At 59.7% G+C, this 12,915-nt stretch carries 12 protein-coding genes; 1 reads left to right on the top strand and 11 read right to left on the bottom strand.

Annotation, left to right across the window (positions count from 1 at the left end; genetic code table 11):
• Positions 1–107 precede the first annotated feature (107 nt).
• From araD to HHI26_RS14995, 11 genes are all read right to left on the bottom strand, one after another.
• On the bottom strand, positions 108–806 hold the full coding sequence (gene araD / locus HHI26_RS15045) for an L-ribulose-5-phosphate 4-epimerase (protein ID WP_171149298.1): 699 nt from the start codon (positions 804–806) through the stop codon (positions 108–110).
• The gene (locus tag HHI26_RS15040) at positions 803–1,660 is read right to left on the bottom strand and encodes an L-ribulose-5-phosphate 3-epimerase (RefSeq protein WP_133842621.1); all 858 of its coding nucleotides are present in this window, start codon (positions 1,658–1,660) and stop codon (positions 803–805) included. The genes araD and HHI26_RS15040 overlap by 4 nt, the downstream gene beginning before the upstream one ends.
• Positions 1,661–1,662: 2 nt before the next feature.
• Positions 1,663–2,325, bottom strand: a complete 663-nt coding sequence (ulaD, locus tag HHI26_RS15035) for a 3-keto-L-gulonate-6-phosphate decarboxylase UlaD (protein ID WP_171149297.1) — start codon at positions 2,323–2,325, stop codon at positions 1,663–1,665.
• Positions 2,322–3,803 (bottom strand): FGGY-family carbohydrate kinase, encoded by a 1,482-nt coding sequence (locus tag HHI26_RS15030; RefSeq protein ID WP_133842619.1) that lies wholly within the window; start codon positions 3,801–3,803, stop codon positions 2,322–2,324. The genes ulaD and HHI26_RS15030 overlap by 4 nt, the downstream gene beginning before the upstream one ends.
• Positions 3,800–5,095, bottom strand: coding sequence for an MFS transporter (locus HHI26_RS15025; RefSeq protein WP_133842618.1), 1,296 nt, complete (start codon positions 5,093–5,095; stop codon positions 3,800–3,802). Before HHI26_RS15025 ends, HHI26_RS15030 begins: the two co-directional genes overlap by 4 nt.
• A 12-nt stretch (positions 5,096–5,107) precedes the next feature.
• Positions 5,108–5,578 (bottom strand): YhcH/YjgK/YiaL family protein, encoded by a 471-nt coding sequence (locus tag HHI26_RS15020; protein ID WP_133842617.1) that lies wholly within the window; start codon positions 5,576–5,578, stop codon positions 5,108–5,110.
• Between the two features lie 13 nt (positions 5,579–5,591).
• Positions 5,592–6,590, bottom strand: coding sequence for a 3-dehydro-L-gulonate 2-dehydrogenase (gene yiaK / locus HHI26_RS15015; protein WP_133842616.1), 999 nt, complete (start codon positions 6,588–6,590; stop codon positions 5,592–5,594).
• Between the two features lie 412 nt (positions 6,591–7,002).
• Positions 7,003–7,848 carry an SMP-30/gluconolactonase/LRE family protein gene (locus HHI26_RS15010; protein WP_171149296.1) on the bottom strand — a complete coding sequence of 282 codons (846 nt, stop codon included), beginning with the start codon at positions 7,846–7,848 and terminating at the stop codon, positions 7,003–7,005.
• 10 nt (positions 7,849–7,858) lie between these two features.
• Entirely contained in the window at positions 7,859–8,959 is a 1,101-nt protein-coding gene (locus tag HHI26_RS15005; RefSeq protein WP_133842614.1) for a substrate-binding domain-containing protein, read from the bottom strand.
• A complete protein-coding gene (locus HHI26_RS15000) occupies positions 8,956–10,056 on the bottom strand; it encodes an ABC transporter permease (protein ID WP_133842613.1) in 1,101 nt (366 codons plus the stop codon). Before HHI26_RS15000 ends, HHI26_RS15005 begins: the two co-directional genes overlap by 4 nt.
• A gap of 41 nt (positions 10,057–10,097) precedes the next feature.
• Entirely contained in the window at positions 10,098–11,624 is a 1,527-nt protein-coding gene (locus HHI26_RS14995; protein WP_133842612.1) for a sugar ABC transporter ATP-binding protein, read from the bottom strand.
• Positions 11,625–11,959: 335 nt separating this feature from the next.
• Between HHI26_RS14995 and HHI26_RS14990 the strand changes: the two genes are divergently transcribed.
• On the top strand, positions 11,960–12,772 hold the full coding sequence (locus HHI26_RS14990) for an IclR family transcriptional regulator (protein WP_133842611.1): 813 nt from the start codon (positions 11,960–11,962) through the stop codon (positions 12,770–12,772).
• The last annotated feature ends 143 nt before the right edge of the window (positions 12,773–12,915 follow it).

Raw genomic sequence — 12,915 nt, 5'->3', positions numbered from 1 at the left:
GGCTACCGGAACTCGTAGGGGCGAGGCACGCTTCGCCCTGGACTACCGGAACTCGTAGGGGCGAGGCATGCCTCGCCCTGGACTACCGGTCTGCCCATTGCAGGCCATTATTGCCCGTAATACGCCCCCGCCCCGTGCTTACGCAAATAATGTTTATCCAGCAGCACCTGCTGCATATCACGCATCCCCGGCGTCAGCTGACGCGAGAAAATCCCCATATAGGCAATCTCTTCCAGCACCACCGCGTTATGTACGGCGTTATCCGCGTTACTACCCCAGGCGAACGGCCCGTGGGCGTTGACCAGTACCGCCGGGATCGCCGTCGGGCTGATGTCGCGTGAGCGGAACGTATCGATAATCACTTCACCGGTGTTGTGTTCGTAATCCTCAGCGATCTCCTGTGGCGTCATCAGGCGCGTGCAGGGAATGGTGCCGTAGAAATAATCCGCGTGGGTGGTGCCCCAGGCAGGCAGATCCAGCCCGGCCTGCGCCCAGATGGTGGCATGGCGCGAATGGGTGTGCACGATGCCGCCGATATCAGCAAACGCCCGGTACAGCGCCAGGTGGGTGGCGGTATCGGAAGAGGGCTTCTTGCTGCCTTCCACCGTGCGGCCGCTTTCCAGCTCCACCACCACAATATCGTCAACGGTCATGCCGTCATACTCCACGCCGGAAGGCTTGATCGCCACCAGCCCGCTGCTGCGGTCAATGGCGCTGACGTTGCCCCAGGTAAAAGTCACCAGATGGTGGCGCGGCAGGGCCAGATTGGCCTCAAAAACCTGCTGTTTCAGCGTTGATAAGCTCATTGTAAGCCTCCTTCCTGCATTTTTTGTTCAATCCAGCGCCGGGCCTGCACGATCTCGGCCACCGGCTCCTCGGCTTTTTCTGTCCACATCTCAATCAGGAATGCGCCACGATAGTTAAGCTGCTTCAGCGTGCGGAACACGCCGACAAAATCGACGCAACCCTCGCCAAACGGCACGTCACGAAACTGCCCCGGCGAGCTCGCGGTGACAGGCTGGGTATCCTTCAAATGGATAGCGGCAATGCGGTCAATGCCCAGCGCCAGTTCGGCGGCGACGTCGTTGCCCCAGGCCGTCAGGTTGCCGACATCAGGGTAGACGGTGAACCACGGCGAGGCCTGCTGCTTATCCCAGTGTTTCCATTTGCTGATGGCGTTCATAAATTCGGTATCCATGATTTCGACGGCCAGCATCACCTGCGCCGCCGCGGCGCGATCCACCGCCCACGCCAGCCCTTCGGCAAAGCGTGCCACCGTGCCTTCATCGTGCGGTTCGTAGTAGACGTCGTAGCCCGCCAGCTGGATGGTGCGGATGCCGACGTCTTTTGCCAGCTGGATCGCCTGCTCCATCAGCTTATAGGCCTGCTCACGGATGGCCGGGTCGCGGCTGCCGAACGGAAAACGGCGATGACCGGACAGGCACATCGAGGGAATGGTCACCCCGGTTTCCATCATCGCGTTGACCAGCGACAGGCGCTGCTCCTTGCTCCACTGTAAGCGCGACAGGCGCAGGTCGGTTTCATCCACCGACATCTCGACGAAGTCGAAGCCGCAGGCTTTCGCCAGGGCAAGGCGTTCCGGCCAACTCAGATGAGAAGGCAGGGCTTTTTCATAAATTCCCAGCGGGTGTTGGCGCATGGTTAGTGTCCCCAGATGTTGGCAATCGCCTGATGAAACTCGGCGGCGGTGGCCAGCCCGTCGGCACTTTCGCTGAGCGCCCGGCCGACGATAAAGGCTTTCACATCAATTTGTTTAAACTGCGGCAACTCGTCCGGGGTGATCCCCCCGGTGACCGACAGGGCAAAACCCAGGTCGGAGAGCGCTTTCATCACGTCCAGATCCTGCGGGCTCCACTGCTGGCCGCTGGCCTGGGCGTCGCGCCCACGATGGTAGATGGCCTGCGTCAGCCCCAGTTCACGCCAGCGCTTAGCCTCTTCCAGCGTCCAGTTGCCGAACAGCTCAATCTGGATATCGCCCTGGTGCAGATGCGCCACCTCCAGCGCGCTGGCAAAGGTCGCCAGCGGTGCCGCACAGATCACCGTCATCCAGTTGGCCCCGGCTTCAAACGCCAGTTTTGCCAGCGTGGCCCCGGCATCCGCCACTTTAAAATCGGCCACCAGCGTTTTCCCCGGTAGCTGCTGGCGCAGCTGACGTACGGCGTCAATTCCGGCGCTGAAGCAGAGAATGGTGCCCGCTTCCACGATATCGACCTGCTGATGCAGGCGCTGCGCCGTCTCCAGCGCGGCATCCAGCTGGGTGTGATCGAGCGCCAGCTGCAGCTGGGGAACCCGTGAATGACTCATGGTGTGACTCCTTGTGCGGCGATCAGCGCCGTGAGTAGCTGCTGATAACGCTGGTATTTTTTCTGATACAACGCATGACGTTGTGCGTCCGGCTGATAGCTGACGATGGCGGGTGCCAGTGCCTGCTGCGCCTGTTGCAGGGAGGTCCAGGCTCCGGTACCCGTCATCGCCGCCAGCGCCGCCCCCAGGCAGCCGCTTTCTTCAATCTGTGGGATCTCGACGGGCAGCCCGCTGGCATCGGCAAACATCTGCATCCACTCAGCGGAACGCGTTGGCCCGCCGCTCAGGCGCAGGGCGCTGACCTGCGGGAAGCGGGTAAGAATGCGGTTGAGATGGGTGAGGTGCGAGAACACCACGCCCTCGTAGATCGCCTGCACCAGGTGGCCGCGCTGGTGGCCTGCCTGCAAACCAAAGAAGCTGCCGTGCAGGTCGGCCCCGGCGTTGCAGCCGTAAAGGAACGGCAGGAACAACAGCGAGCTTTGTGCCGGTGGCAGAGCGGCGACCCACTGATTCAGCTGTGCATAGTCGTCAATCCCCCACTGCTGGCAGAACCACTCCAGATTGGCCGCCGAGGTCGGGCTGGCTTCGTGAATGATGTACTGCCCCTCAATGGCGTAGCGCCCGTACACGAACGGATGGCCACTTTCATCGCTGATGCGGTCGGTAATGCCGCTGGTGACCGACCAGGTGCCCATCACCGCGTTCAGTCGGGTATCGTCATGCAGCCCGGCGCACAGCGCGGCAGACACCACATCAAACAACCCGCCGACCACAGGCGTACCTGCACGCAGCCCGCACAATGCTGCGGCTTCCGCTGTCACCTCTCCGGCGATGGCCGTCGGGCCGACAATTGGAGGCAGGGCAGGCAGAATATCGCCGAGGCCGAGGGTGTCCGCCAGGGCGGCAGACCAGTCACCTTTCTCCATATCGTAGAGATTGGATTCAGAAATATTGGTCTCTTCGCAGGCCAGTTTTCCGGTCAGGCAATAGCGCAGATAGTCATGGGCCATCAGCACGCTGCCAATGGCCGCATAGCGCTGCGGCTCATGCTCTTTTAACCAGCGCAGCAGCGACACCGGGTGCCCGGTCCACAGCGTTTGCCGCGTCACCGGGTAGAGCGTCTGCGGCATCCCTTCGCGCTGCCACTGTTGCACCAGCGCCAGCGCCCGGCGATCGGACGAGAGGATGCCGTTGCCCAGCGGTTGCTGCTGTTTATCCAGCAAAAACAGCCCCTTACCCTGCGCGGAAATGCCCACGCCTGCCACCTGAGTAGCCTCCAGCCCGCTGTTTTGCAGCACCTCAGCAATCACGCGAGCAGCCTGCTGCCACAGCAGCGGCATATCGCGTTCTGCACGCCCCGGCTCCGGCACCAGCACTGGCAGAGTCTGCCGTGCCACCGCGCGTTCACGCCCTTCAGCGTCATACAATCCGGCCTTAATGAAGGTGCCGCCGCAGTCCAGCCCTAACCAGTAGTTCATGCTGCCTCCCTGTTTTGTGCATCGCAACGCGCAGGCAGCGTCAGCGCCAGCAGCGAGGCAATCGTCAGTGAGATTGCCAGGCTGTAAACCCCGGCATCTTTGCTGTAAGCGACAATCAGCACGCCGACCATATAAGGACCACAGAAGCCGCCGAGGTTACCCAGCGCGTTAATCACGCCGCGCGCACCGCCTGCCACTTCGGCATTAAACAGGCGGGGAGGGATACTCCAGAACACCCCTGCTGCCGACTGAATAAAGAACCCGCAGCCGCACAGCGCGGCGTACGACCACCAGATATGAGATTTCAGCAGGACTGACAGCGCCATGCAGAGGGCAAACCCGGCCAGCGGCAGGGCGACGAACAGCTTGCGCCGCCCGGTAGCATCGGACAGCGATGAGAACAGGAACATACCGAAGATCGCCCCGACATAGGGAAGGATCGCCAGAAAACCGACCTGCTCCAGGTTACCGTTGGTCAGCCCTTTCAGGATGGTGGGTAGCCACAGCGTGTAACCGTAGATCCCGGTCTGGTAGAAGAAATTCACCATGATCAGTCGCCACATCACCGGCTCTTTCATCACCTGGCGTAGCGAGGCTTTACGGGTGTTTTTGCCTTTGATCAGCAGCTGTTCGTCGTGCAGGGTTTTGATCAGATACTGTTTTTCAGCGGGCGAGATCCACTTCGCCTCTTGCGGGCGGTTGCTGATGGTGAAATGCCACAGCCCCATGACAAACAGCGACAGCACGCCTTCCACAAAGAACAGCATGCGCCAGTCCCAGGCGGTAATGATCCAGCCGGAAAGTGGGGCGGTGAGGATCCCGGCGATCGGCACAAACATGATCACAATGGCGTTGGCACGGCCGCGTTCGGCATCGGGGAACCAGTTGCCGATCATGGTCAGCACCACCGGCAACATCCCACCTTCGGAAACCCCCAGCGCAAAGCGCAGCGCCAGCAGTTGATACTGATTCGTCGCCAGCCCGGTCAGCAGAGAGATCACCGCCCAGGCCAGCAGCGACCAGCCAATAAAGCGTTTACCGTTGCCGTAGACCGCCAGCTTTCCGCCGGGCACCTGCAAGAACAGGTAACCGATAAAGAAGATCCCCCCAGCCAGCCCGGCCATCGAGGCGCTGATGCCGAGGTCGGCGTCCATCCCGCCGGGCATGGCGAAGGCGATATTGACCCGGTCCATATAGGAAATAATGCAGGTGATCAGGATCGGTGGAATGATCCGCAGCCAGCGCAGCGAAGGGATCCCTTCGCGTGAGATCGATGTGGAAGTCAGGCTCATAGTGATCCTCTTTTAGTCAGCGAGATCGGCCGTGGGGATCTTCACCACCACCTTGCGAATGGCTTCGGGAGCATTCACCGCACAGTTCGGACGGTGAATATCCTGCGGGAAGAACACCGCAAAATGGCCTGGCTGCATCAGCACCAGGGTTTCATGCGGGGCATCCTGGTAAAAGATGATGTCGCGTTCGTCGTCATAGGGCTGGTGGATAGCGGGTTCACACTTCTCCGTTGCCACGCCCATCAGCTCATTACCGGACACCAGGTACTGCACATCGATAAAACGGCGGTGCGCCTCAGGGTAGTTATCGCCGTGCGGAGCGGTGTGCAGATCCAGCACCTGTATCTGCCAGCCGGTGTGATCGTCCTGATAGCGCCCGGCTGCCATGCTGGCCAGATCGTGGCGGGCTAACCAGTCGATGGCGTGTGCAATCGTCGGCGGATAGTGGTGGGCATCGGTGTTGTTGATATGGCCAAAAATCATGCGGTTTCCTCCCTTACAGTGCCTGGATGCGTGCCCAGACGCGTTCATCCACCGGAATGCCGAGGCGCTGGTTCTCAGCACGGATACCGGGGAATTTATGGCCAGGCAGACGGATGGCCTGCTGGCTATCGGCGCGCTCGGCTCCGGTGATGGACTCGCGGATGCGTGCCAGCTTGCTGTCGCGGGTGGCGCCGTCGATCAGACGGTCAACGTCAATGGCGATAAACACCTGGGAGATACCGAATTCGTCGCCGTTGTCTTCGGTGACTTCGGTGACGGAGGCACCGTTGGAGAGCAGGGTGGCGACCATATCCAGTACGATGGACAGGGCGGAGCCTTTCCAGTAACCCATGGGTAAAATGCGGCGATTTTCTTCAATCGTGGCGGGATCGCGGGTGTATTCCCCGTCATTGTCAAAACCGCCGTCGACCGGCAGCGTTTTGCCCGCCAGGCGATTCACTTCCAGCATGCCGTAGGAGAACATCGACATCGACATATCGACCATGGTGATCGGTTCACCCGGCACGGCGACGATCAGCGGGTTGGTACCGATGGCGCAGTTTTTTGCCCCCCACGGCGGCATCACCGCGATGGAGTTGGTCCAGCAGACGCCGATATAGCCTTTTTCCGCTGCCTGCCAGCCGTAGCTGCCGCCGCGCATCCAGTGGTTGGCATTACGCAGCGCCACCAGCCCAATACCGTGGTCGTCGGCCAGCGCAATGGCGCGATCCATCATGCTTTGGGCGGTGAGGTTACCGATGGCGCGGTGGGCATCCCACTGTTCGATAGCGCCCAGCGAGAGGATTTTTTCCGCTTCGGCGTGCGGCACGATGTGCCCGGCATCCAGCTGCTGGATAAAGCGGGGGAAACGATTCACCCCGTGGGAGTAAACGCCGTTCTCGCTGGTGTCGGCGAACAGGGTGGCGCAGCTTTCGGCTTTATCTGCCGCCACGCCGCGTGCCAGTAACACCCGCAGGAACTCTTGTTTCAACTGCTGATAGCTGATTCTCATACTGCTGTCTCTCCCCGGAGGTGGCTTTATTTCAATATGTGGAATATCGTTCCAAATAAATCCTATGCGCCTGGTGGGAACAAGTCAAAGAAACGGAGTGGAATTTAATCGTTATAAAACAGTGAGATAAAAATAGTGTTGGGTTATGTGATCGCCAACACATTGGGTGAAATTGAGGCGTGGGGAAACCGGGTCAGGCATGCCTGACCCCTACATATTAAAAAACCGCCGGCACCGTCACCCCAGGGGCGAGGCACGCCTCGCCCATCCCGAACCGATCCCCGTCACCCCAGGGGCGAGGCACGCCTCGCCCGGCCCGAACCGATCCCCGTCACCCCAGGGGCGAGGCACGCCTCGCCCGGCCCGAACCGATCCCCGTCACCCCAGGGGCGAGGCATGCCTCGCCCGGCCGTTAACCGATGATCACCCGGTACAGCGAGGTGGTCGCAGTGATATACAGCTCGTTACCGTCCGGGCCGCCGAGGGTGCAGTTCGACACCCGTTCCGGCACGGGGATCTTGCCTCGCGTCTGGCCCAGGCTGTCGAAAATAATCACCCCATCGGCGCAGCTGCAATAAAGGTTGCCGCGGTTATCCACGCAGAAGCCATCCGGGAAACCGGGGGCGACCTCGGCAAACTGCCGCCCAGCGCCCAGCTCCCGTCCCTCGACCGGATAGACCCGCAGCTGACGGCGGCCCAGCGTCGGGAAGTCGACGATGGACATATCCGCCACATACAACAGACGCTCGTCGGGCGAAAAGGCCAGCCCGTTGGGGCGTTGCAGATCGCTGGCGGCGATAGTCAGTTGTCCGCTGGCCGGGTCGAAGCAGTAGAGGTAACAGCCGATCACCTGGCTGTGCGCGTGATAACCCTCGTCGTCACTGACGATGCCGTAAGGGGGATCGGTGAACCAGATCGTCCCGTCGGATCGCACCACCACGTCGTTCGGCGAGTTAAAGCGTTTACCCTCGACCTTCTCCACCAGCAGTGTGACGCTGCCATCATGCTCGGTACGGCTGATAGCACGGCGGCCATGCTCGCAGCTGACCACCCGGCCCTCATTATCGCGGGCGTTGCCGTTGGCATAGTGCGAGGGTGAACGCCAGAGACTCACCTCACCGCTACGCTGCCAGCGGAACATGCGGTTGCCTTTCACATCGCTAAACACCACGGTGTCCTGCTCTGGCAGCCACACCGGTCCCTCTGCCCATATCGCCGGGGAGCAGAGCGTTTCCAGCCTGAGATTATCGGTCTGCATAACGCCTCCGTTACTTCACGCCCCAGATGGTTTTGTAGTGTCCCTGATAGTCGTTCTGCGGGTCGTAATGGTTCTGCGGACCGCCGTCACTGCCAATATTTTCTTTGGTGATCAGGTGCGCCGGGGTGACGTAACCTGACGGCGGCTGCCCGGCAAAGGCGCGGTTAAACTCATCCAGCAGCTGCCAGCCGTGCAGTTTCAGCGGCTCGGCCACGGTGCCGATCTGGCTGTCACCGCTGCGGATACGCTGGAAGGCGGAGATTGAGCCGTCCCCGGCGGAGATATTAAACGGCGCATTTTTACCGCCTTTACCGGCGGTTTTCAGCGCCGGGGCCATAAAGTCAAAGTAGAGATCGTTGATTGCCAGCGCGTACTGGAACTTATCGCCGTACTTCTGCAACAGACTGAAGGTCATGGAGGGCATGCGGTTGGCGGTGTCGGCCAGCGGCGTATCGATAAACTCCACCACTTTACAGCCGCTGCACTTCTCAATTTCCTGCTTCATCGCATTGGCCTTATCCAGTGCGATTTGGTAGAGCGAATCGGTGAAGATCAGCACCTGTGCCTTGCCGCCGGACTGTACCACCGCATACTGCGCGGCGAGGCGGGCCACTTCGTTGGAGTCAGAAGTGATGTTGGCGACCACACCGTATTTAGCAATCGGCCCTGGCTGAGGTTCCGCGTGCCAGGCCATCAGCACGATTTTTTGCTGAAGGGCTTTTTTCAGCGGAATTTTGGCAACGTTCGGATTCCAGCCGCCAATCACGATGCCGTCCGGGCGCTGAGCAATGGCCTGGTTCAGCGCGGCCAACTGGTCTTTTACCGAGCCGCCACCGTCGAGGGTTTCCAGCTTCCAGCCTGCGGCAGCGGCGGCTTCACTCAGCCCCTGCTGCACGCCCTGTACGCCGCCATTTTTCATATCCGAGGCGATAAAAATCACCTTCTTATTCTTTTGCAGGACAGGCCCGGTGGTCGGGCCGTCCCACTCGGTGACGCTGGCCGTGGCTTTAGTAATGGCGGCGGTGGCCTGATCGAGGTAGCTGTCGGCCCAGGCGGGCAGCGAACCTGCCAGCAGGGTGCCAAGGGTCAGAGCAAGAAGATGACGTTTCATAGGGTACTCCCTGGAGTGATGGTTTTCTGGTTATTGTCAGGAGTGGTAGCCGGGGTGCTTTGACTGCGCACCACGGCCTTTTGGTTCAGCATCCGGCGGCGCTGGGCGTAACCGGCGAGGGTAATGGAGAGCAGTAAAGTGGCACCGTTAAACAGCGGCTCTACCCAGAAATCGCCGCCGAACTGCTGGATACCGGCGATGCCGATCGCCAGGATAGCAATCCCCACCACGGTGCCCCAGACGTTGACGCGGCCCGGACGGATGGTGGTGCTGCCGAGGAACGCGCCCACCAGGGCGGGCAGCAGGTAATCCATACCCACGCTGGCCTGGCCGACACCCTGTTCAGCAGCGATCAGCACCCCGCTAAACCCGGTCAGTACGCTGGAGGCGATAAAGGCACCGATAGTAAATTTGTTGACGGCAATGCCGTTGAGCCGTGCCGCAGCAGGGTTGCCGCCGACGGCATACATGCAGCGTCCGAGCGGGGTGTGTTCGGTGATCAGCCACAGGATGATGGCTACCGCCAGCACGTAGAAGGCACCCACCGGAATACCGAAGATTTCGGTATGGTGCAGGGCGGTGAAGGCATCCGGCAGATCGCCGACAATCTGGCGGCCGCCGGAGTGCCACAGTGCCACGGCATACAGCACGGTGCCGGAACCGAGGGTGGCAACGAAGCTGTCGATATCGGCCAGCGCTACCAGAATGCCGTTCAGCAGCCCGTAGAGCGCGGAAATCGCCAGCACGGTCAGCACCGCCATCTGCCAGGAGAAGCCATATTCCACCTGTAAGGTGATGGCGAGGATATGCCACAGCACAATACCAAAGCCGACGTTAAGGTCGATTTTGCCGACAATCATCGGGATGGTGGCCGCCAGTGCCAGCAGGGCGATTTTGGCTTTACTGGCGAGGATCGCCTGCAACGTCAGCATGCTGGCGAATGACGGCGAGAGCACGGAAAACAGCAGAGTAAGCAGGATGCACAGCAGTAGCAGACCGTAGCGGGTGACGATTTGCATCGACCATGCAGCGGCACCATGCTCGCCAAGGCTGACCCGCTGTTCCAGCGCGGTCGATTTCACGGATGTTTTGGACATAACAGCTTCTCCTGCCACCGTCGAAGGGTGGCGTTGACAATTCAGACGGTGGCGACAGGGGTTTCGTGACTGGCCGAAGCCAGTTCGAGCAGGTTGGCAAACGTGACCTGGTCATTTTTCAGTTCGCCGACCACCTGACCACGGTTAAACACCAGTGCGCGGTTGCAGATATGGGCGATCTCTTCAAAGTCATTGGAAATCACCAGCACCGCAATGCCGTCGGCCAGCGCTTTGTTCAGCAGGTGATAGATCTCTTCGCGTGCGCCGACATCGACGCCTGCGGTGGGGTCTTCGAGGATCAGCAGCGGGGCATTGAGGTGCATCCAGCGTGCCATGACGACTTTTTGCTGGTTACCGCCGGAGAGGGCGCTGATATCCAGGTTGACGTCTTTCGGACGTACATCAAATAACTGCACTTTCCACCAGCTGGCGCCGATTTCAGCCCGGCGACCGTAACGTGACAGCAGCGGGTGGCCGCTGGCACAGGGGTTAAGAAACAGGTTTTCACGCACGCTCATCGACATCACCAGGCTTTCTCCGGTGCGGTCGCCCGCCACCAGTGAGACACCCGCGGCCATGGCCTGCTGTGGTGACTGGGCGTGATAGTCTTTATCGCGAAACGTCATGGTGCCACCGCTGCGCTGGCGCAGGCCGAACAGCAGGCGGCCAATTTCTTCCTGTCCGGCACCGCGCAGCCCGGCCAGTGCCAGCATTTCACCGGGTTGCAGGCTGAAGGACACCGGGCCGACCTCATCAATGCGCAGCTGGTTGAGCGTCAGCACTGGAGGTTGCCCTTCAGGCAGCGCTTCGCGCTGATCGCCGTCGATGGCTTCCCCGACGATCATTTCGACGAGGTTGCGCAGGGTATATTGCGCCGTCATGCCGCCCGCCACGCGTTTGCCGTCGCGCATCACGCAGACGCGGTCGGCAATCTCAATCACTTCATCCAGGCGGTGGGTGACGTAAATCATCCCGACTTTTTTACTTTTCAGGCGGTTGATCACGCTGAACAGATGGCGCACATCGTTGGCGGGCAATGAGGCGGTGGGTTCATCCAGCACCAGCACTTCGGCATTGACCGCCACGGCGCGGGCAATCGCCAGCAGGGATTTCTCAGTGCGCGACAGCTCAAACACGCGGGCGTCCGGGTCCAGAGCGATGCCGACTTCATCCAGCGCAGCACGTGAACGTTCGCGCACCGCCCGCCAGTCAATCAACCCCAGACGACGGGTAAACCCCATCACCAGTGCCATATTTTCGGCAACCGTCATCCACTCAATCAGCCCGAGATCCTGATGGATAAAGGCGATGGGTTGCTGGCGGGCCGTTTTTAAACTGGCGGCAGAGGCGATACTGGCGTTTTGAAAGCGAATATCACCGCTGTCACGACCATAGACGCCCGCCAGCACTTTGATCAGGGTGGATTTTCCGGCACCGTTTTCCCCCAACAGGGCGACCACTTCGCCGGGGAAAACCTCCAGACTGACATCGTTGACGGCAATATTGCCACCGAACCGTTTGGTGATATGGCTCAGCGTAAGAACCGGTGTACCGGGTGTATGCTGCATTACAGCCTCCTGCAACTCCTGGTGAGCATCAACAGCGGCGACAGCAAGAAAAAACACCGCAATATTTCAATATGCGAAATCAAGTTTCAAAAATACTATTCTCTGTTGGAACGGAAAGCAAAGATGTGACGGTTTTATTTATTGTTTAAAAACAATGCTTTGTTTTTGATGTTGTGGAATTGTGATGAATAGCTCACTTCTGGATGGGCGTTTTTTGGCAGATTTGTCCCTCATAAAATGCACTGAAACGTCGTTCCATATTCACAGTACGGGATGCATGGGTTACCATCTGGCAACTCCCCGGACGGGGCGCGGGAAACTTAGAGGAAGCGTGGATGAGCGTAAAAGCGGATAGCGTGAAGGATGATAAGAAAGACAAGCCGCTGGGGACGCAGAGCCTGTTTCGTGGCCTTCAGTTGATTGAACTCTTAAGCAACTACCCTAACGGTTGCCCGCTGGCCCATCTCTCGGAGCTCTCCGGGATGAACAAAAGTACCGTGCACCGACTGTTGCAGGGGCTGCACAGCAGCGGCTATGTGACACAGGCACCGTCGCCGGGCAGCTACCGGTTGACCACCAAATTTATCTCTGTCGGGCAGAAGGCACTTTCATCGCTCAATGTGATCCACGTGGCGGCGCCGCATCTGGAAAAACTCAATCTTGAGGTAGGGGAAACGGTGAATTTCTCCAGTCGGGAAGATGATCATGTGATCCTGATTTATAAGCTGGAGCCGACCACCGGAATGATGCGTACCCGTGCTTATATCGGCCAGCATATGCCGTTGTACTGTTCGGCGATGGGCAAAATCTTTATGGCCTGGGGCAGCGAAGAGTATCCGGCGCACTACTGGCAGAGCCATCAGGACACCATTCAGCCCCTGACAAAAAACACCATCATCACGCTGCCGGAAATGCTGGAAGAGCTGAAAAATATTCGCCAGCAGCAGACGGCGATGGACCGCGAAGAGAACGAGCTGGGTGTCTCCTGTATTGCCGCTCCGGTGTTTGATATTCAGCAGCGGGTGCCGTATGCGGTATCCGTGTCCCTGCCGACGGCGAAACTCCAGCAGATTGGGGTGAAAAAGCTGATGGCTCCTGTGGTAGCCACCGCGAAAGCGATCTCCGCCGAGCTGGGTTTTCACGAGTAATTAAACGGGTAATGTGGGCACAAAAATTGTGCCGCTGTGGTTTTAACACTGCCACGACAGGGCGATCTCTCGTCGGGGAGGTATCCCCCATTTCTTCGCTAGAGACGGTGTGACAGGGCTAAGGCCCGTTTGAGCACGCCGGA

Origin of the sequence: Erwinia sp. JH02, from assembly GCF_013074405.1 — a bacterium.
Classification (GTDB): Bacteria; Pseudomonadota; Gammaproteobacteria; order Enterobacterales; family Enterobacteriaceae; genus Erwinia; species Erwinia rhapontici.
Note: the sequence above shows the minus strand (reverse complement) of the source record. Positions and strands in the feature narration are given on the sequence as shown.

Coding starts and splice junctions, on each gene's coding strand:
- HHI26_RS15025 (WP_133842618.1), bottom strand. CDS start 5,095: ATGAGCCTGACTTCCACATCGATCTCACGCGAAGGGATCCCTTCGCTG.
- HHI26_RS15040 (WP_133842621.1), bottom strand. CDS start 1,660: ATGCGCCAACACCCGCTGGGAATTTATGAAAAAGCCCTGCCTTCTCAT.
- HHI26_RS15030 (WP_133842619.1), bottom strand. CDS start 3,803: ATGAACTACTGGTTAGGGCTGGACTGCGGCGGCACCTTCATTAAGGCC.
- HHI26_RS15005 (WP_133842614.1), bottom strand. CDS start 8,959: ATGAAACGTCATCTTCTTGCTCTGACCCTTGGCACCCTGCTGGCAGGT.
- HHI26_RS14995 (WP_133842612.1), bottom strand. CDS start 11,624: ATGCAGCATACACCCGGTACACCGGTTCTTACGCTGAGCCATATCACC.
- HHI26_RS15020 (WP_133842617.1), bottom strand. CDS start 5,578: ATGATTTTTGGCCATATCAACAACACCGATGCCCACCACTATCCGCCG.
- HHI26_RS15000 (WP_133842613.1), bottom strand. CDS start 10,056: ATGTCCAAAACATCCGTGAAATCGACCGCGCTGGAACAGCGGGTCAGC.
- araD (WP_171149298.1), bottom strand. CDS start 806: ATGAGCTTATCAACGCTGAAACAGCAGGTTTTTGAGGCCAATCTGGCC.
- HHI26_RS14990 (WP_133842611.1), top strand. CDS start 11,960: ATGAGCGTAAAAGCGGATAGCGTGAAGGATGATAAGAAAGACAAGCCG.
- ulaD (WP_171149297.1), bottom strand. CDS start 2,325: ATGAGTCATTCACGGGTTCCCCAGCTGCAGCTGGCGCTCGATCACACC.
- yiaK (WP_133842616.1), bottom strand. CDS start 6,590: ATGAGAATCAGCTATCAGCAGTTGAAACAAGAGTTCCTGCGGGTGTTA.
- HHI26_RS15010 (WP_171149296.1), bottom strand. CDS start 7,848: ATGCAGACCGATAATCTCAGGCTGGAAACGCTCTGCTCCCCGGCGATA.